This window comes from Kitasatospora sp. NPDC058063 (genome assembly GCF_042885395.1).
Classification (GTDB): Bacteria; Actinomycetota; Actinomycetes; order Streptomycetales; family Streptomycetaceae; genus Kitasatospora; species Kitasatospora lactacystinica.
In genome coordinates, this window is the sequence record NZ_JBHVSD010000036.1 from 43831 (window position 1) to 63616 (window position 19786).

General features: G+C 73.4%; 13 protein-coding genes. 8 read left to right on the forward strand and 5 right to left on the reverse strand.

The features are described from left to right. The first annotated feature begins 65 nt into the window (after positions 1-65). Positions 66-1010, forward strand: a complete 945-nt coding sequence (locus tag ACFVUY_RS39060) for a bifunctional riboflavin kinase/FAD synthetase (RefSeq protein ID WP_387695026.1) — start codon at positions 66-68, stop codon at positions 1008-1010. 58 nt (positions 1011-1068) lie between these two features. On the opposite strand, the gene ACFVUY_RS39065 is transcribed toward ACFVUY_RS39060, so the two are convergent. From ACFVUY_RS39065 to eccE, 3 genes are all read right to left on the reverse strand, one after another. After that, positions 1069-3321, reverse strand: coding sequence for a MinD/ParA family protein (locus tag ACFVUY_RS39065; RefSeq protein WP_387736830.1), 2253 nt, complete (start codon positions 3319-3321; stop codon positions 1069-1071). A 131-nt stretch (positions 3322-3452) separates the two neighbouring features. Beyond that, a complete protein-coding gene (locus tag ACFVUY_RS39070) occupies positions 3453-4220 on the reverse strand; it encodes a hypothetical protein (protein WP_359911636.1) in 768 nt (255 codons plus the stop codon). Next, on the reverse strand, positions 4220-5440 hold the full coding sequence (gene eccE / locus ACFVUY_RS39075) for a type VII secretion protein EccE (protein WP_359911633.1): 1221 nt from the start codon (positions 5438-5440) through the stop codon (positions 4220-4222). The genes ACFVUY_RS39070 and eccE overlap by 1 nt, the downstream gene beginning before the upstream one ends. Positions 5441-5827: 387 nt before the next feature. Between eccE and ACFVUY_RS39080 the strand changes: the two genes are divergently transcribed. The 6 genes from ACFVUY_RS39080 to ACFVUY_RS39105 all read left to right on the forward strand — a co-directional run bounded on the left by ACFVUY_RS39080 (position 5828) and on the right by ACFVUY_RS39105 (position 11880). Beyond that, positions 5828-7513 carry a type VII secretion protein EccB gene (locus ACFVUY_RS39080; protein WP_387736831.1) on the forward strand — a complete coding sequence of 562 codons (1686 nt, stop codon included), beginning with the start codon at positions 5828-5830 and terminating at the stop codon, positions 7511-7513. A gap of 182 nt (positions 7514-7695) precedes the next feature. After that, positions 7696-8001 (forward strand): WXG100 family type VII secretion target, encoded by a 306-nt coding sequence (locus ACFVUY_RS39085; RefSeq protein WP_387695029.1) that lies wholly within the window; start codon positions 7696-7698, stop codon positions 7999-8001. A 120-nt stretch (positions 8002-8121) separates the two neighbouring features. After that, positions 8122-8412 carry a WXG100 family type VII secretion target gene (locus ACFVUY_RS39090; protein ID WP_380544948.1) on the forward strand — a complete coding sequence of 97 codons (291 nt, stop codon included), beginning with the start codon at positions 8122-8124 and terminating at the stop codon, positions 8410-8412. A 98-nt stretch (positions 8413-8510) separates the two neighbouring features. Continuing rightward, the gene (gene mycP / locus ACFVUY_RS39095) at positions 8511-9782 is read left to right on the forward strand and encodes a type VII secretion-associated serine protease mycosin (RefSeq protein ID WP_387736832.1); all 1272 of its coding nucleotides are present in this window, start codon (positions 8511-8513) and stop codon (positions 9780-9782) included. A 182-nt stretch (positions 9783-9964) separates the two neighbouring features. Further along, positions 9965-10504, forward strand: a complete 540-nt coding sequence (locus ACFVUY_RS39100; RefSeq protein ID WP_387736833.1) for a SigE family RNA polymerase sigma factor — start codon at positions 9965-9967, stop codon at positions 10502-10504. 107 nt (positions 10505-10611) lie between these two features. Further along, positions 10612-11880 carry a hypothetical protein gene (locus tag ACFVUY_RS39105; RefSeq protein ID WP_387736834.1) on the forward strand — a complete coding sequence of 423 codons (1269 nt, stop codon included), beginning with the start codon at positions 10612-10614 and terminating at the stop codon, positions 11878-11880. Between the two features lie 66 nt (positions 11881-11946). Here the strand turns inward: ACFVUY_RS39105 and ACFVUY_RS39110 are convergent, their stop codons facing one another. Both ACFVUY_RS39110 and eccCa read right to left on the reverse strand, forming a co-directional pair. After that, positions 11947-13350 (reverse strand): APC family permease, encoded by a 1404-nt coding sequence (locus ACFVUY_RS39110; RefSeq protein WP_380544936.1) that lies wholly within the window; start codon positions 13348-13350, stop codon positions 11947-11949. A 466-nt stretch (positions 13351-13816) separates the two neighbouring features. After that, positions 13817-17761: a type VII secretion protein EccCa gene (gene eccCa, locus ACFVUY_RS39115; protein WP_387736835.1), complete on the reverse strand. Its 3945-nt coding sequence runs from the start codon at positions 17759-17761 to the stop codon at positions 13817-13819. Positions 17762-18120: 359 nt separating this feature from the next. Here eccCa and eccD point away from each other — a divergent pair, with 359 nt between their 5' ends. Next, complete coding sequence (gene eccD, locus ACFVUY_RS39120; protein ID WP_387695034.1) at positions 18121-19578, forward strand: type VII secretion integral membrane protein EccD; 1458 nt, start codon at positions 18121-18123, stop codon at positions 19576-19578. Positions 19579-19786 lie beyond the last annotated feature (208 nt).

Below are 19786 nucleotides of genomic sequence, written 5' to 3' on the forward strand. Positions count from 1 at the left end.
GGGTTCGGGTTTTGAGCGTTTGAGCGTACAGAGGGTACGCGCCGTACGGAACAAGGAGCGGTCAGGTGCAGCGCTGGCGTGGCCTGGAGGAGATCCCCGGGGACTGGGGACGCAGCGTCGTCACCATCGGCTCGTTCGACGGGGTGCACCGCGGGCATCAGCTGATCATCGGGCGGGCGGTCGAGCGGGCCCGCGAACTCGGTCTCCCGGCGGTCGTGGTGACCTTCGACCCGCACCCGCGCGAGGTCATCCGGCCGGGCAGCCACCCGCCGCTGCTCGCGCCGCACCCGCGCCGCGCCGAGCTGATCGCGGAGCTGGGCGTGGACGCGGTGCTGGTGCTGCCGTTCACCACGGAGTTCTCCCAGGAGTCCCCGGAGACCTTCGTCCGGCAGGTGCTGGTGGACGCGCTGCGCGCGCGGGTCGTCATCGAGGGCCCCAACTTCCGCTTCGGCCACCGGGCCGCCGGGAACGTCGCGCTGCTCGGCGAGCTGGGCCGGGCGGACGACTTCGAGGTCGAGGTGGTCGACCTCCAGGTGTGCGGTACGGCCGGGGCCGGCGAGCCGTTCTCCTCCAGCCTGACCCGCCGGCTGGTCGAGACCGGGGACATGGCCGGCGCGGGCGAGGTGCTGGGCCGCCCGCACCGGGTCGAGGGCGTGGTGGTGCGCGGCGCGCAGCGCGGCCGCGAGCTGGGCTACCCGACGGCCAACGTCGAGACCGTGCCGCACAGCGCGATCCCGGCCGACGGCGTGTACGCGGGCTGGCTGACTGCGGACGGCGAGCGGATGCCGGCGGCGATCTCGGTCGGCACCAACCCGACCTTCGACGGCACCGCCCGCACCGTGGAGGCCTACGCCATCGACCGGGTCGGCCTGGACCTGTACGGGATGCACGTGGCCGTGGACTTCCTGGCCTACCTGCGGGGGATGGAGAAGTTCGACTCCATCGACGCGCTGCTGGACCGGATGGCCGACGACGTCAAGCGGGCCCGTGAGCTGACCGACGGCGTCTGAGCGCCGCACCGCCGGAAGGGGCCCACCGACAGCAGGTCGGTGGGCCCCTTCCGCGGTTTCACTGCTGGGGAGCCTGCTGCGGGTAGCCGTAGCCCGGTCCCGGCTGCTGCCCCCAGGGCGCCCCGGGAGCGGGCTGCTGCGGGTAGCCGTACCCGGGCGGGGGCGGCGGGGCCTGGCCGGGCTGCGGGGCCCACGGCGCCCCCGGGGCGGGCTGGCCGGCCTGCTGCGGGTACGGCTGGGGCTGCTGCTGCGGGTCGGCGTACGGCTGCGGGCCGCTCGACTGCTGGTAGGCCGACTGGGCCTGCGCCTGGGCCTGCTGCTGCCAGCCGGCCTGCTGGGCGGCGGCCTGCTGGGCCCGGACGATGTCCTCGCCGACCAGGGTGGCCAGATCGAAGTAGGCCTCGCGGACCTTGGGCCGCATCATGTCGAGGTTGACCTCGGCGCCGGCCGCCAGGCTCTCGTCGAACGGCACCACGACCACGCCGCGGCAGCGGGTCTGGAAGTGCGCGACGATGTCCTCGACCTTGATCATCTTGCTGGTCTCGCGCACCCCGGAGACCACCGTGATGCTGCGCTGCACCAGGTCCGCGTAACCGTGCGCGGAGAGCCAGTCCAGGGTGGTCGAGGCGCTGGAGGCGCCGTCCACGCTGGGGGTCGAGACGATGATCAGCTGGTCGGCCAGGTCCAGCACGCCGCGCATCGCGCTGTACAGCAGACCGGTGCCGGAGTCGGTCAGGATGATCGGGTACTGGCGGCCCAGCACGTCGATCACCTGGCGGTAGTCCGAGTCGTTGAAGGTGGTCGAGACCGCCGGGTCGACGTCGTTCGCCAGGATCTCCAGGCCCGAGTTCAGGTCCTGCGAGGTGAACTGACGGATGTCCATGTAGCTGCGCAGGTGCGGGATGGCCGTCACCAGGTCGCGGATGGTCGCGCCGGTCTGGCGCTTGACCCGGCGGCCCAGGGTGCCGGCGTCCGGGTTGGCGTCGATCGCGATCACCTTGTCCTGGCGCTCGCTGGCCAGGGTCGCGCCGAGCGCGGTGGTGGTCGTGGTCTTGCCGACACCGCCCTTGAGGCTGATCACGGCGATCCGGTAGCAGCTCAGCACCGGGGTGCGGATGATCTCCAGCCGGCGGGCCTTCTCGGCCGCCGCGGCCTTGCCGCCGAACTGGAAGCGCGGCTGCTGGCGCTGCTGCTTGGGCTGGCTGCGCAGCAGCCGGTCCGAGGACAGCTCGACGGCGGCGGTGTAGCCGAGCGGCGCGCCGTGCGCCGTCTGCTGCGGGGCGGCGGCCTGCTGGAACGCGCTGGGCTGCGGGGCCTGCGGCTGCTGCTGCCACGGCTGGGGCTGGGGCTGGGGCTGGGGCTGGGGCTGGCCGGGCACGGGCTGGCCCTGCGGGCCTGGGTGCGGCTGGGCCGGCTGCTGGTACGCGGCGGGCTGCGGCCAGCCGCCCTGGCGCGGGTCCACCGGGCCGGGCTGCGGCACCGGGCCGGGCTGCGGCGGGACGGCGGCCTGCTGCGCCTGCTGCGCCTGCTGGGCCTGCTGGGCCTGCTGGGCCGCCCACGCGGCCTGCGGGTCCCAGGTCGCCGCCGGGCCCTGGGGGTCCTGGGGGTGCTGCGGCGGGGCCGGCTGGACCGGCGGCTGCGCGAAGTTCTGCGGCTGGCCCGGCTGGCCCGGCTGGACGGGCTGTCCCGGCGCCGCGGTCGCGGCGGTCATGGCGGGCGGCGCCGGGTAGGGCTGCGGGACGGGCTGCGGCGCCGCGGTCTCCGGCAGCGCCCACGCCGGGGCACCGGGCTGCGGCTGCTCGGGGACCGGCGGAGTCGGGGAGGGCGCCGGGAAGGGGACGTGCTGCGCCTCGGCCTGCACCGGCGGGGCGGGCGCCGCGGGCACGGGAGCGGGTGCCGGCGAGGGGGCCGGAGCCTGGACCGCGGCCGGCACGGCCCCGGCCGCCGGGGGCGCGGCCTGGCCGGGCACCGGAGCCTGGGCCTGCTGCTGCGCCGGAGCGGGCACCGGAGCCGGGGCCTGCTGGGCCTGCGCCGGAGCGGCGGCGGGCGTCGGGGCACCGGGTGCCGCGGTCGCGGCCGCAGCGGCAGCGCCCGGAGCCGTCGGAGCGCCCGCCGCCGGTGCGTTCGGAGCCGGTGTGTTCGGAGCCGGTGCGTTCGGAGCCGGAGCGCCTGCCGCCGGTGCGTTCGCGGCCGCCGCGGGCTCGGTCTGGACGTACCAGGACGGGGGAGTGTAGTCAGGCGCGTCCGACCAGTCGTCGTCGTCCTCCGCCGCGTTGTCGCCGACGTAGACGCCGTCCCGATCGCTGCTCACTCTGGCTCCCTCGTGTTCGCCGCCGCTTGTTCAGCGGTGCCGTTGCCACATCAAAGACTAGGCCGTACGGCAACCCCCGTTGAAGGCGGCTTCGCATCCCCGCCGGCCCGCCCGGTGCGGCGAGCCGGCGCTCAGTCCATCCGGCGCGGCCCGCCGAGCACCTGCTGTTCGGCCTGCCCGGCCACGGCCCGTACGTACTGGCGGCGCATCCTGGTGGCCCACAGGGTCAGGTCGTCGCCGAGGGTGGGCAGGGCGGCCACGTCCTCCGGCGGCAGCGACAGGATCCGGCCGGTCAGTTCCGCCTCCTGCGGCGAGATCCGCTGCACGCCGACCAGGTCGGCCGCGTTCAGCACCCGGGAGGCGTTCGGGCCCAGGTAGGGCAGCAGGGTCAGGGTGGTCTGCCAGGGGGCGGCGGAGAGCCGGCTGCGCGGCGGGCGGGCGCCGAGGTCGCGCACCACCAGTACCGGCGAGGCCACCGAGGCGCCCTGCGGGCCGAGCCGGCCGACCTGGTGGACCGTCACGCACGGCTGGCCGCCGCCGGCCGCCTGGGCCATCGGACCCCACAGCTGTCCGCGGGCGGTCTCCACCGCGACGCGGGCGCCGATCGCGGCCGCCCGCAGCGCGATGACCTGCGCCGTCCACATGCCGCCGACCAGCACCAGGTCGTACGAGGTCGGGCGGAACAGGCCGAGCACCGCGGGCAGTCCCTGCGGGTCGACGCCGATCACCACGCCGTCGTCGCCGACCGGGAAGGCCAGCGACGCGAGGTCGGCCGGCTCCAGCACGTGCTTCTCCCGGCGCGGGCCGCGCAGCCCGAAGCCGGGCAGGATCCGCGGCCGGGTCCGGCGCTGCTCGGCGCCGGGCTGGGGACCGGCGGTGGGGTAGGTCTGGTAGGCCATCAGGAAGCCCCTCCGAGCGGCAGGGTGGCGAGCATGCCGGGGGCCTGCTCCAGGTCGAGCCGGACCAGGCCGAGCCCGGTGCTCTGGGCGCGGCTCTCCACCTGGCGGCCGATCTGGCCGACCTCGCTCTCGTTGCGGCCGGTCACCCGCACGTGCCCGCTGACCGTCACCGAGCCGCCGGTGCCGTGTCCGGCGGTCAGGCTGAAGGTGCTGGCGAGGGCCGGGGAGCCGGTGATCAGGTTGACCAGGTCGGGCGCGGCGACCCGGCCGGGGGCGCCGCCGGGGCGGCTCAGCTGCGGCCAGCGGGAGATCCAGTACGTGGTGTGCCAGCGGTCGTCGATCCGCCAGAACCGGTTGCCCTCCTGGGTGCGGCGGGTGGTGCCGCCGCCGCTGCCGGTGCCCTGACGGCCCGCCACCGCGATCGGGTTGGCGCAGGTGGCGATGGCCAGTGCGGCGATCAGCTCGCGCTCGTCCAGCACGGTCGCGTTGAAACCGGCGCTGTTGAGCCGGCCGGCCAGCTGGTCGGTGACCCGCTGCAGCGCCTTGCGGGCGCCCTCCTCGCCGCCGCCGCGGGCCCGGACGGCGGTCGCCGCGCGTTCCGGGTCGAGCTTGAGCGCGATCCAGGTCAGCCGCAGCCCGGGGGTGGCGGTGCCGTCCGGCAGTTCGCGGTAGGCGCGGGCGGCCAGCGACTGCTCGGGCAGGTGCTGGGCCGGGGCGGGCTGGGTGTGCTGGACGAGCTGCACCGACTCCAGGGTGATGTCGTCCACCGTGAGCGCCGAGCAGATCACGTCCAGCGGCAGCGGCAGGGCGGTGCGCACCGGGCGCAGCGGCTGGTCCTTGGCCTGGACGAGCAGCACCGAGCTGAGGAAGGTCCCGTCGCCGACCATGCCGGTCTCCCGGCGGACCGGGCGGCCGCCGAACTCGGCCTCGGTGGCGTGGGTGCAGGTGCGCAGCCCCGGTTCGAGTTCCAGGGCCGGCGCCAGCGCCGGGTCGGTGCCGGCCGGCGGCAGCAGCGTCCTGGCCTGCTTGCGGCGGGACTTGAGGGCGGCGCGGACCCGCAGCAGTTCCGGGACGGTGCGGCCGCGCACCGGGACGAGCGCGAGCACGAGCAGCACCAGCGCGACCGCGCCGAAGCCGGCCGCGACCGGTCGGCTGATCGTCCAGCCGACCGCGACCAGGGCCGCCGCGACCTCGACCAGGACGAGCTGTTGGAGCTTCAACCGCCCTGCGAGCAGCCCCGGTCGGGGGTTGACCCGGACCTGGACGGCCCCGCCGCCCCCGCTGCCGGTCGGCTGCGGTCCGGCGGTCCCGGTCCCCGGTCCCGTCTCGTTCGCCGGCGCGCTGTGCTGCGCCCGGCCGGACCGGCGCGGCCTCCCGCCGCCCGTACTGCGGCGGCGTCCTGGAGCGGTCTGGCTTGGCATCCCCCGGTGGCCCTCTCTGATCCGTTGTCGCGGCCCGGCTGGCTGTGTCGCGGACCGTACCCGTACCGTACTCACCGTCTGCTGCCGCATCGTAGAGGGTTCGCGCCGGTTCGTGCCCGGCGGGTGACCACGGGGCCGGTCGGTCTGACAACGCCCGACAACGTCTGACAAGGGGGACGACGAGGTATGGCATCGCGCCGGGACGAGCTGAACGCGTACACCTTCGCCCGCAAGCGCACGGTGGGGGCCTTCCTGCTGCCCGCCGGCGGCGGCAGTGACGAGGACGCGCCGCGTCCGGTGAAGGCGGTGCTGCCGAGTGTGCTGGCCGGGGCGGTGTTCGTGGCCGGGTTCGGGCTCTGGGGGGTCTTCAAGCCGAGCGCGCCGGTGAAGTGGGACGACGGCAAGAACATCATCCAGGGCAAGCAGTCGACGACCCGGTACGTGGTGCTCATCGACCAGGACCAGAAGACCAAGCGGCTGCACCAGGTGCTCAACATGTCCTCGGCGCGGCTGGTGCTGCCCGCGGGCGCCAAGGTCGTGGTGGTGGACGACGGGGTGCTCGACCGGTACCCGAACCACGGGCCGACGATCGGCATCCCGTACGCGCCGGACAAGCTGCCGACCACGGACAACGCGAGCAAGCAGATGAAGTGGGCGGTGTGCGACCGTCCGGGCTCGGACGACAAGCAGGAGACCGTCAACCAGGCGGTGTTCGTGGCGGCCGGCGAGGACGCGGCGGTGCTGGCGGCCAAGGACCGGATGCTCGGCCCGGACCAGCTGCTGCTGGTGCAGCAGGCCGACGAGCAGCAGGTCTCGGCCGCGCCGGTGCCGGGTCAGCCGGCCGCCGCGGGCGCGGCGGTGTACCTGGTGGACGCGCAGGGCCGCAGGCACCTGATCGGCACCCCGCAGTCGGACGACAGGGAGCGCAAGGCGCTGATCACCGCGGTGTTCGGGCCCAACGCGGTGCCGCAGCGGGTCAAGCGGGAATGGCTGGAGACCCTGGTGGACGCCACCCCGGTCACCTTCCCGCAGGTCGACGGGGTCGCCGACAGCCAGGGTGCCAACTCCAAGGTGGAGCTGAGCAACCAGGCCGACCGCCGGGTCGGCCGGCTGGTGCACTACCAGGACCGCCACTACGTGGTCGGCAAGGAGCAGCTGTACCTGGTCACGCCGTTCCAGGCGGACCTGATCCGGCAGAACCCGGCGTACCAGATGCTCTACAAGTACGACCAGGACAAGAAGCCGCGCAGCGACGAGATGACCCCGGCCGACAACGCCCAGTGGGGCGTCGACGCACCGCTGAAGGGCACCGTGGCGGACTGGCCGCTGAAGACCGGCGCGCCGGTGAACAACCAACAGGACCGCCAGGACGCCCGGATGGTCGTGTGCAGCACCTACGACGGCGTCGCCGAGGACGGCACCACGCCCAAGCGCAGTGTCTGGGCCGGGACGTTGTACCCCGCGCCGTACAACAACGGTGCCGGGGCGGCGTACGTGACCCCCGGTCACGGACTGTTCTACCGCTCGCTGGACCACTCGGCCGCCGGCTCCGGAAGCGACTTCCTGATCACCGAGACGGGGTTGCGCTACTCCGTCCCGTCCAACGGCGACGGCGGCCCGCGCCCCGGCGCCTCGCCCCAGCCCGGTCAGAGCGGCACCCCGAAGCCGCCGGCCCCGCCGGCCGGTGCCACGCCGACCCCCGGGGCCACGGCCCAGGGTTCCGGCCAGCAGCCGGAGGAACCCGGCGGCAACCAGGCCCGGTTGGGCTACCAGGGGGTCAAGCCGCTGCCGGTGCCGAAGGAGTGGTCGAACCTGGTGCCGGCCGGCCCGCCGTTGACGGCGACGGGCGCCGTTCAGCCGCAGAACGCCTGACGGGCCAAGCGCGGCAACCGAATTGGCCTCAGTGTCATGGTCTGGTAACTACTCGGTGATCGATGTTGGGCGAGTTGCGTGTGCCGACTACAGTGCTGCTGGACATCACACCGGTGATGGCGGCGGTCGGCCCGCAGGGCCCTCCGTACACGCAAATGTTGTCTCATGGGGGACGGTGGAGCATGGCTCAGGGTCAGTTCACGATGACCGCGCAGGAGATGCTGGCGTTCGCCAAGCAAATCGAAGAGGCCATCGGCAAGATCGAGGCTGAGAAGAACAAGCTGATCAGCACGGTCTCCGGCATCACCGGCGGTTGGCAGGGCACGGCCGCGACGGCCTACGCGAGCCTGCAGAACCGGGTCAACGAGGACATCGCGGCGCTCAAGGAGTCGCTGAACGCGATCAAGCACGCGATCGAGCTGACCACCAAGCACTACGCGAGCACCGAAGAGGAGCAGAAGGCGATGTTCTCCTCGGCCCAGGGCTGATCACCGCACTCGCGCTGATCGACGCACCCGCGCCGACCGCCGTTCTGCCCCGCTCCACCGCTCTGCGGAGCGCTCGCCACTGACCGCGCGGCGCTCCGCACCCTCGTCAAGGGAGACAACGTGTCCGACCACATTCTCGTCAACTTCCAGACCGTGCACCAGGCGGCCGAGGAGGTCAAGGCCTCGGCGAGCCGCATCGACCACCTGCTGAACGACCTCAAGGGCAACGTCACCCGCATCGCCACCAGCTGGCAGGGTGCCGCCCAGCAGGGCTACCAGGCCCACCAGGCCAAGTGGGACGCCAAGGCCAACGACCTCCAGCAGGCCTGCGCGCAGATCGCGACCTCGCTGGAGAACGCCGCGCAGAGCTACCGGACGACCGAGGACGCCAACGCCAAGCTCTGGGGCTGACGTTCGGGTTCCTTGAGGAACGGCAGGGGGCGGGTACCCGGATTCCGGGCACCCGCCCCCGACGCGCGGCACGGGTGAACGACATGAGGGGTGGCAGGGTGTCCCGACACGGGTACCGGAAGGCGGCCGCGGCGATCGCCGTGCTCACGGTGCTGGGCGGCCCGCTCGCCGCCCCGGCGTACGCCGAGGGCGGGCCCGCGCTGGCCGCGGCCGGCGACTGCCCCAAGAACGCGCCCGATGTGCCGACCGTGCCGTGGTCGCTCCAGCGGCTGCTGCTCAACGAGCTGTGGCAGGGCGGGAAGACCACCGGCGTGGGCGTGAAGGTCGCGGTCATCGACACCGGGGTCGACCTGGGCAACCCGCAGTTGGCGGGCCAGGTCCCGGCCGACTCCTCCGGTCAGAAGTTCGTCGACAAGCTCCAGGCGGGCCCCAACCTGCTGGTCAACCGGGAGACCAAGGAGCCGGTCAAGGGCGCGTCCGTCGAGGACCCGGTCGGTCACGGCACCAAGGTGGCCGGCATCATCGCCGCCCGGGTCAGGCCGCAGACCGGTTTCGTCGGACTGGCTCCCGACGCCCAGATCCTGTCGATCCGGCAGAACGACAGCGACGGCAACGGCGACGTCTCCACCCTGGTCCAGGCGATCAGGGAGGCGGTCGACAAGGGAGCCGGGGTCATCAACATCTCCCAGGACGTGCGCGGCGCGGGCGACGCCCGCTTCGGCGGGTACCAGGACCTGAAGGCCGCCGTCGAGTACGCGGAGTCGCGCAACGTCGTGGTGGTCGCCTCCACCGGGAACGACGGCAAGGAGGGCGACACCTACCCGGGCGCCTTCCCGACCGTGCTGGCCGTCGGCGCCTCCGACCGCAACAACGAGCGCGCGCCGTTCTCCCAGTACGGCGGCTTCGTGAAGGTCGCCGCGCCCGGTGTCGACATGCTGTCCACCGTGCCGGGGAGCGGCCAGTGCGTGGACAACGGCACCAGCTTCGCCGCCCCGTACGTCTCCGGCCTCGCCGCGCTGCTGAGGAGCGCCCACCCGAAGTGGAAGGCGGCCCAGGTGCGGGCCTGGATCGAGCAGACCGCGCAGCGGACCCAGCGCGAGCCGGACAAGTTCATCGGCTGGGGCGTGGTGGACCCGGTCAAGGCCGTCACCAAGGCTCCCGAGGACGCGCCCTACGAGCCCACCCCGGACGCCCCGGTGCAGCTCGCCGCCGCGCCGATCGTGCCGCGCCCGGTGGGCCTCGGCGAGACCCAGGCCGACCGCGACGGCCGTACCGCGACGTACGTCGTGGGCGTCGGCGCACTGCTGGTGGCCCTGCTGATCGGCGGCGGCGTGGTGCTGCGCGACCACCGGCGCAAGTCCGCCGACTGACGCCCGGCCGGCGCCTGACCGCCTGACCGCCCGGCGCCCGCCCGCCCGGCGCCCGCCCGGTGCCCGCCCGGCGCCCGGCGCGGGCCGGGCTCACCGAAAATCCGCCGGGACCCTGTAACACCGCCGCCCGCCCGCCGCATCGATGAAGTGTCAGGGAGGGCGGACCGCGGGGGGCAGGGCGCATGAGGTGGATCGGGGCGGGCCGGGAGGCCAAGGACGCGGAGTTCCTGGAACTCGTCTCCGGCCACACCGGCCACCTGTACCGCTCGGCCTGCCTGCTCACCAGCGGCGACACCCACTACGCCGAGGACCTCGTGCAGGAGGCCCTCAGCCGGATGTACGTGCTGTGGCGGCGCAGCGCCTTCACCGGCCGGGGCCGGATCGACAACCCGGCGGCCTACACCCACACCGTCATGGTGCGCATCTTCCTCGCCCAGCAGCGCCGCCGTTCCAGCGGCGAGCGTCCCAGTGACGTCCTGCCGGAGCCGGCGGGACGCGACACCGACAGCACCCTGCGGCTGACCCTCCTCGACGCGCTCGGCCGGATGCCGCCCAAGGACCGCGCGGTCCTGGTGCTGCGCTACTGGGAGGACCGCAGCGTCGAGGAGACCGCCGAGGCGATGCGGGTCTCCTCCGGCGCCGTCCGCACCCGCACCACCAGGGCCCTGAACCGGCTGCGCGCCCTGCTCGGCGACTCGTTGGCCGAGCTCGCCGCCCGCTGAGGCCGGCGGGCGCTGAGGCCGACGGGCGCCCGGCCGTGCGGCGCTTCCCGCCATCCGTGACACGGCACTTTCCCGCAACCCGCGACGCAAGGAGACGGTGAACACCCATGTCCGAACCGGACAAGTTCGAGGACGATCTTCTCTACGCCCTCACCCGTACGGGCGAAGGCTTCCGCACCGAACAGGCGGACCTGGTCGCGGGCGGCTACCGGCGCGGCCGCCGCCGCTGGCGCCGCCGCTCGACCGCCGCCGTGGTGGGCGGTGCGGCCGCCCTGGCCCTGGTGGGCACCGGCGCGGTGTTCCTGGGCGCCCCGGCCGGCAAGGACGCGGGCACGGTGAGCGCGGCCTCCGCCCCGGCGGGCGCCACCCCCGACGCCACCGCCTCCGACGCCACCGGCAGCGCCGCCGCCGCGGCCACCCCGACCTCGGTGAAGTCCTCCGCTCCGACGGTGGTCTCCGGTGACGAGATGGTGGCCACCTTCCGGGCGCTGCTGCCCAAGGGCCAGGTGTCCGACGCGAAGGGGCATGGAACGGACGAGAACAGGGGGAGTTACGCGGACGCCAACCTGGTCTTCGACGATGGCCAGGGCCGGTCGCTGATGGGCCTCAGCATCCAGAAGCACCGCCCCAAGGACGTCCAGCCGCAGACCTGCCCGACGAACCTCAAGATCGCCTCCTTGGACTCCTGCACCGTCACCGTCCTGCCGGACGGATCGAAGCTCATGCTCACCCAGGGCTACGAGTATCCGGACCACCGGGCCACCACCAAGGAGTGGCGCGCCTCGGTGACCCGTCCGGACGGCGGGCTGATCGGCCTCAGCGAGTGGAACTCCCCCCAGGAGAAGGACGCGCCGGACAGCCGGCCCAACCCGCCGCTCACGCTGGACCAGCTGAAGGCCGTCGTCACGGACAAGTCCTGGGACCGGGTCGTCGCGGCCCTCAGGTTCGACGGCGTCGACACCGAGGCGATCGACCCGGGCCTGTCGCTGCAGGACCGCGAGACCGTCCTGACCGGGCTGTTGCCCTCCGGGGTGACCGTGACCGACCGCAGGAGCCGGGAGCTGCGGGCGGACTTCGAGCTGGCCGGGGGCGGGCGGACCGGGACCCTGACGCTGACGGTCGAGAACTGGGCGAAGGCCCCCGACGACCGGCCGGGACCGGAGTCGTACCAGGACGCGGAGACCCTGCCGGACGGGACGAAGCTTCTCGTGCGCGGCGCGGTGGCCAGCGCCCCGAAGGGAGTGCTGGTCGTGGACGCGATGCGGCCGGACGGCATGGAGGTCCTGGTCACGCTGGCGTCGAAGGGCGATCCGCTGATGACCGCGGCGCAACTGCGGGCGATCGCCACCAGCCCGCAGTGGAAGCCCGGGAAGTAGCGGGACACGGCGGTGCCCCGGGCTGGGGGAGGCCCGGGGCACCGCCGTGTGGGGGAGGGGTGGGGGTCAGTCCTGCTGGTCCTCGGGGAGGCTGATCACCCAGCGGGTGTCCTGCCGGGGGCGCAGGTAGAACAGCCAGTAGAGGGTGGCGGCGGCGGTGATGCCGCCGGTCCACAGCAGGGGCTCGGTGTCCAGCTTGGTCATGACGTAGACCAGGACGGCGATCAGCACGACCGGGACGGCCGGCCACAGCGGCATCCGCCAGGCGGCGGCGTGCTTGTGGTGGGCGCGGCGGGAGAGCAGCGCGGCGATCGCGACCAGCAGGTACATCCCGGTGACGGCGACGCCGGTGATGTTGCTCAGCAGTTCGCCCTTGACGAAGCAGAGCGCGGCGCCGGGCAGGCCGACCGCGAGGGTGGCGATCCACGGCGAGCCGAAGCGGCCGAGGGTGCCGAAGGCCTTGTTGACCGGCTCCGGCCAGGCCTTGTCGCGGGCGGAGGCGAACAGCACCCGGGAGTTCTGGATGACCATGACGATGCCGGCGTTGATGATGGCCAGCGCGACGCAGAGGCTGATGAAGGTGCCGACCGCGGAGTTGCTCCAGGCGGTGACCATGCCGGAGATGTCGCCGGCGGACAGGGTCTGGAGGTCGGGGGCGCCCATGGTGATGGCGACGACCGGGACCAGGATGATGGCCGAGGAGATGCCGAGCGTCCACAGCACGGTGCGCGAGACGTTGCGGCGGGGGTTCTCCAGCTCCTCCGACAGGTAGACCGCGGTGGAGAAGCCCTGGGTGATGAACAGGGCGATGCCGAGCGCGCCGACGATGGCGCCCACGCTGACCGTGGTGGTGGCGCCGTTGTCCCCGGTGACCACGCCGTGCAGCAGGCTGGGGGCCCCGCTGTTGGTGTGGGCGAAGCCGAGCACCGAGACCACGCCGGCCGCGATGACCTCCAGGACCAGGAAGATGCCGGTGATCCAGGCGTTGGCGCGCAGGTCGAGCAGGCCGGCCAGGGTGGCGGCCAGCATCACGGCGGCGCCGGTCATGGCCTTGTCCAGGTGCAGGACGGGGGCGAGGTAGTCGGCGGTGCCGAGGGCGATGACCGACGGGACGATCATCACCACGATCAGCGAGAGCACGAAGACCAGCCAGCCCATCAGCCGTCCGGCGAGGGTGCCGACCATCGCGTACTCGCCGCCGGCGCTGGGGATCAGGGTGCCGAGCTCGGAGTAGCAGAACGCGACCGCGACGCAGAGCACGGTGCCGATCGCGATGGCCAGTGCGGTGGCGCTGCCGATGCTGGAGAACAGTTCCGGCACGATCACGAAGAGCGTCGAGGCGGGCGTGACGCAGGACAGCGTGAGCAGGGTCCCGCCCACCACGCCGATCGAGCGCTTGAGCTGCTGGGGCGCGGCCGCCTCGGCCGCCGGGGCGGCTACGTTCTGTGGCGGACGAAGCGTGTCGGTCATGTGGCTTCCGATCGGCTCTGCGGTGCTGGAGTGGGAGCGGTATCGCCTCCGCTGGCTGGTTGCTCGGTGTCCGGTTCCAGTCGCTCCCTGGCCGCCATGGAACCTTGGGCGTATTGATTGCGTCAACGCCGGAACTGCTTCGGAATCCGTTGCGGTGAGGGGTGCGGACATGCGATCCGATGATCACTTTCGGTCATTGCGAGCTTTGTCCGACTTGTTACCTCGGCCACATTGCAATTGAATCGAAGGTGAACAAAGGGGGAGCAGCGTGATTCAAAGGCCGTACTCCGGATGGACGGCGACACGCCCAGGTGCCCCCGAAGCGCCCGGCAACTCCCCGGCCGGGTACGGGAACCGCAGCCCCCACCCGGAAAGTGCCAGGTAACGTTTCGGAACCTGGGACGCCGAAGGGGCCGGACCCCACGGGTCCGACCCCTTCGCTCACCGTCCGTGACGGCCGGCGCGGCTACGCCACGGGCAGCCAGCCCGTCTGGACCATCTGCCCGCTGGTCACCCGGCGTGACACGTAGACGCCCCGGCCCGGCGGCAGCGCCTGCGGCTTGACCGTCCCCAGCAGCGCGCCCTCGTCCCGGTTGCCGGAGAGGATCACGCCCTGGCCGCCGAGCTCGCGCATCCGCTGCAGCACCGGCTCGTACAGCGAGCGGCCGGCGCCGCCCGCGCTGCGGGCCACGATCACCCGCAGGCCGATGTCGCGGGCGAACGGCAGGAACTCGGCCAGCGGGGCCAGCGGGTTGCCCGAGCTCGTCGAGACCAGCTCGTAGTCGTCGACGATCACGAACATGTCCTTGCCGCTGTACCAGCTGCGGTTGCGCAGCTGCTCGGCGGTCACGTCCGGGCCCGGCAGGCGGCGCGAGCAGGCGCCGCGCAGCATGTCGACGATGGCCGCCATGGCCGGCTGCGCGGCCGCGTACTCCACCAGGTACTCCGGCGGCACGGTGCCGAGCAGCGCGCGCCGGTAGTCGCCGACCACGATGCCCGCCTGGTCCGGGGTGTAGCGCTCGGTGATCTGCTTGATCAGCATCCGCAGCACCGCCGACTTCCCGGACTCGGTGTCGCCGAAGACGATGAACAGCGGGTCGGTCTCGAAGTTGACGAAGACCGGCGCCAGCTCCGCCTCGTCCACGCCGAAGGCGACGCCGCGCTCCGGGTGCTCGAAGCCCTTCGGCAGCGAGTGGCCGTCCAGCACGGCCGGCAGCATCCGCACCTGCGGGGCGCGCGGGCCGGTCCAGGCCCCGTCGATGGCGCTGACCAGCCCGGCCACCCCGGTCTGCAGGTCGTCCACCGAGGAGGAGCCGTCCAGGCGCGGCAGCCCGGACAGGAAGTGCAGCCGCTCCGGGGTGATGCCGCGCCCGGCCAGCGGCGGGACGTTCTGCGCCACCCGGCGGTCGACCTCGGACTCCATCGCGTCACCGAGCTTGAGCTCGGTGCGGTTCTGCAGCAGGTCCTTCAGCGCCGGGCGCACCTCGGCGTACCGGGCCGCGGTGATGACCAGGTGCACGCCGTAGCCGAGGCCGCGCTGGGCGATGTCGCCGATCACCGGCTCCAGGCCCTCGAACTCCTGCTTGAAGGTGTTCCAGCCGTCGATCACCAGGAAGACGTCGCCGAAGGCCTCGTCCGGCAGCTGGCCGGCCGCCCGGCGGGCCCGGTAGGTGCCGATGGTGTCGATCCCGGCGGCCCGGAACAGCTCCTCGCGCCGGTTGAGCACCCCGTGCACCTCGGAGACCATCCGGCGCACCTTGTCCACGTCCAGGCGCCCGGCCACCCCGCCGACGTGCGGCAGGCCGGCGAGCGACTGGAAGCTGCCCGCGCCGAAGTCGAGCAGGTAGAACTGCACCTCCAGCGGGGTGTGGGTGAGGCCGAACGAGGCCACCGTGGTGCGCACCACGGTGGACTTGCCGGAGCGCGGGCCGCCCACGATCAGGCCGTGGCCGGCCGCCCCCGCGTAGTCGACCTCCAGGATGTCCGTCTTCTGCTCGCGCGGCTTGTCGACGATGCCGATCGGCACCCGCAGCCGGCCCGCCGGGTAACCGGGCGCGGTCAGTCCGCGCTCCGGCACGACCTGCAGCGGCGGCAGCAGGTGGTCCGTGCTCGGCGCCTCCTCCAGCGGCGGCAGCCACACCTGGTGTGCGGCCGGGCCCTGGCCGGCCATCCGCTGGACGAACACGTCCAGCACGGTGTCCACCAGGGCGTCGTCCTGCTCCGGGGCCTGCGGCGCGACCTCCTCCTCCACCGGGTCCGGCAGGTCCACGAAGGCCGCGGTGAACTCCACCGGGCGCGCGTTGACCCGCCGCCCGCCGGTCGACCGCTGCTGCCCCGGTGCCCGGTACGGCCCCGAGACGTAGGCGGCCTTGAACCGGTCCATCACGTCCTCGCCGAACTTGAGGTAGCCGACGCCCGGCACCGGCGGCAGGTGGTAGGCGTCCGGTACGCCGATCGCCGCCCGGGACTCCGCGGCCGAGAAGGTGCGCAGACCGATCCGGTACGACAGGTAGGTGTCCAGGCCGCGCAGCTTGCCCTCCTCCAGGCGCTGCGAGGCCAGCAGCAGGTGCACGCCCAGCGAGCGGCCGATCCGGCCGATCTGGATGAACATCTCGATGAAGTCGGGCTTGGCGGTGAGGAGTTCGGAGAACTCGTCGATGATCAGCACCAGCGAGGGCAGCGGGTCCAGTGCCGCGCCGGCCGCCCGGGCCCGCTCGTACTCGTGGATGTTGGCGTAGTTGCCCGCCGAGCGCAGCAGTTCCTGGCGGCGGTGCAGCTCGCCCTCGATCGCGTCGCGCATGCGGTCGACCAGGGTGAGTTCGCCCTCCAGGTTGGTGATCACCGCGGAGGTGTGCGGCATGTCCGCCATGCCGGAGAAGGTCGCACCGCCCTTGAAGTCGGCGAGGACGAAGTTCAGGATCTCCGAGGAGTGGGTCATCGCCAGTGCCAGCACCAGCGTGCGCAGCAGCTCCGACTTGCCGGAACCGGTCGCGCCCACGCACAGGCCGTGCGGGCCCATGCCCTCCAGCGCGGCCTCCTTGATGTCCAGGTGGACCTGCTCGCCGTTGGCGCCGACGCCGATCGGCACCCGCATTCGCTCGTGCTGGGCGCGCGGGCGCCAGCTGCGGGCCACGTCGAAGGAGCCCGGGTCGCCCGAGCCCATCATGTCGGTGAAGTCGAGGTTGGACAGCAGCGGCTCGTCGTCCCCGCCGGCCGAGATCCGGTACGGCGCCAACTGCCGGGCCAGCGCCTCGGACTGCCACACCGAGAGCAGATCGGGCTTGCCGGTGTACGTCGCGCCGGAGGCCGAGCGCAGCACCAGCTCCTCGGCGCCGACCGTCACCATCAGGTGCCCGCTGGGCTCGTCGACCTCGCCCGGCACCACCTCGATGACCGTCACGCCCTGCACGCCCTCCGGGCTCGCCAGCAGCGATTCGTGCGGCACCCCGGCGCCGTCCATGACGACCACCAGGTGCGGCTGGTCGGAGGGCGGTGCCACCTCCCGCACGAAGCGCTGGCGGCCGGCCAGTTCGTCCTGGAGCAGGTACTCCAGGTCGCCCAGGTCGCTCGCGAACAGCCGGCGCGAGCCCGCGCCGTCGGCCTCCTTGCGGTGCTGGTTGTGCGGGAGCCACTTGGTCCACTCCCACTCCTCGGCCGCACCGGGCGCGGCCGCGACCGCGACCATCAGGTCGTCCGGCGAGTGCAGGGTGGTCAGCTGGGCGATCATCGCGCGCACGTTCCCGTACACCGAGTCCGGGTCCCCGCACACCGTGATGTGGTAGAACGCCCGCAGCGAGACCGCCAGGGGCAGGTCCTGGAGGGTGCCGTGGGCCTTCAGGAAGGAGTGCATCGCGGCCGCCGACAGCGGCTCCAGCTCGTCCATCGGCGCGGTCTGCGGCGCCACCAGCGGCGTGGACAGCTGCACCGGCCCGAGGCCCACCCGGATCTGCGCGAAGTCGCCGTCCCCGGTCCGCCGTTCCCACAGCCGCCGGCCGTCCTCGACGATCGACCAGAGCTGGTCCGGCGCCGGGTTCAGGAACAGCAGCGCGCCGCGCTGGCGCTCCGCCGTGCGGCGCACCTGGCGGCGGGTCTGCTGGAGGTACTTCAGGTAGTCGCGCCGCTCGTCCGCCATCGCGGTCGAACCGCCCTTGCGGGCCCGGACGATCTGCGCCAGCACCATGCCGAGCGTCGAGGCGATCATCAGACCGCCCATGATCTTCATCGGCGCCGCGGCCCCCGGCGAGAAGAAGAACACCGCCGAGCCACCCATGCCCATCATCGGCAGGATGCTCATCAGCCAGTCCTCGCCGCCCTGCCGGGGCAGTTCGGGCGGGCTGACCAGCTCCACCGGTTCGTCCGGCACGGTGGGCGGATACGCCCTGGCCGGTCGCTTGACCGTGATCACACCCATGTGTCATCCACCCCGCGGCGTCGATCGATCACTTCGGTATCAGCCCTCACGCGATTGCGTACGGCCCGTACGGGAATCCGGTGGCTGAGGACGCCCCACCCAGCGCAGCCCCCGTACCTTTGCGCAGGCGCCGATCCTAACGGTCGCCCCCGCACCGCCCGCCAGGGCCCGGTACGCACCGGCAGCGGACACGAACCGAACGGGTAGGGTAACGCCGCGCCAACTCGCGGCCCGGCCGGGCCGGTTCCACAGCAACACCGAGCGCCGCCGTGCCTCGGCACCGTCAACAAGGGGGAGCGCCAAGTGCGTCGAAGGATCGGGGTGGGTGCCCTCATGGGCGAGCGCAGCGAGGTGGACGCATGAGCGCCGCCGCGACGGGCTACTGCCGGGTGACCGTCGTCGCCCCGGACCGCCGGATCGACGTCGCCCTGCCCGAGGACGTCCCGCTCGCGGACGTCTACCCCGAGGTGCTGCGCCTGGCCAACCAGAGCCAGCCCGACGGCACCCCCACCGGCTTCCACCTGGTCCGCCGCGACGGCACGGTGCTCGACAGCGGCCTGCCGCTGGCCGCCCAGCAGGTCCGCGACGGTGACCTGCTGGCGCTGCGCCCGTTCGCCGAGTCGCTCCCGCCGGCCGTCTACGACGACGTCGCCGACGCCATCGCCAGCGCCGTCGAGGCCGACCGCCGGTTCTGGACCGCCGAGCTGATGCGCGGCTTCGGCCTGATCGGCGCCGGGGTGCTGCTCACCCTGCTCGGCTTCGCGCTCTGGTTCTCCGACCTGCGCCACGACATGCACGGCCTGCCCGGTGTCCTGGCCGGCGTCACCGCCGTCGTGCTCACGGCGCTCGCCGGGGTGCGCGCCCGGGTCTACCAGGACGCCCACGCGGCCGTCGCGCTCGGCCTCGGCGCGCTGCCGCACGCCATGATCGGCGGCAGCGGCCTCATCGCCGTCGCCCACCCGGGGGACGGCCCCGGACGGCTCCAGTTCCTGGCCGGCTGCGTCGCCGTCCTGGTGGTCGCCGTGCTGCTGGCCGGCCTGCTGCCGGAGAAGGACGCGGTGTTCGTCGCCGCCGCCCTGGTCTCCACCGCCGGCGCGCTCGCCACCTTCGCGGCCGTCCTGCTGCCGCAGACCCCGGCCGGGCACATCGCCGCCGTCACCGGCGTCGCCGCCGTCGCCGTGGTCGGCTTCCTGCCGAGCCTCTCCGCCCGCTTCGCCCGGCTGCCGGTCGGCTTCAGCGCCCCCGGCCAGACCCGCACCCGCAGCCGCGACTACGACGAGGAGGCCGAGCGCGCCGAGGCCGTCCAGTACGAGCGGATCGCGCACCAGGCCCGCCGCGGCCACGAGGTGTTGGTCGGCCTGGTCGGCGGCTGCGCCGCGGTCGTGGTCGGCGCCTGCGCCGTCCTCGGCTTCACCGACGAGACCTTCCCCGAGCTGCTCGCGCTCGCGCTGGGCCTGACCACCATGCTGCGCGCCCGGCTGTTCCGCTACACCGCGCAGGTGCTCAGCCTCACCGTGGCCGGCCTGCTCGGCCTGAGCCTGCTGATCGTCGGGCTCTCCCTGCACACCCCGCAGTTCTTCCTGCGGGCGGCCGGCTCCACCACCGAGCTCGACCTGCGCACGATCTGGCTGACCGCCTCGATCGCCTTCGGTGCCGCGCTGCTCACCGCGATCGCCCTGGTGGTGCCGCGGCTCGGGGTCTCCCCGTTCTGGGGGCGCATCCTGGACCTGGTGGACAGCCTCACCCTGATCTCGCTCGTCCCGCTGGCGCTCGCCGTCTTGGACATCTACCGGCTGGTCCGCGGCGCCACCGGCTGACCCGCGGGCCGCCCGCCGCGGCCCCCGACGCCGCCCTCCCGGCCGCCCGCGGATCCCCCGGACGGCCGGGTGGGGCGGCACTGGTACGCTTGGCCTCCGAGCGCAGCCGTGTGTCCGCAGCCCCGTCGTGGGCCGCAGGGCGTCGGCGGTGCTCGCGACACCGAGTTCTCGATGAGTCCTGTGCTGTCGACCAGGACCGCTCGGTACA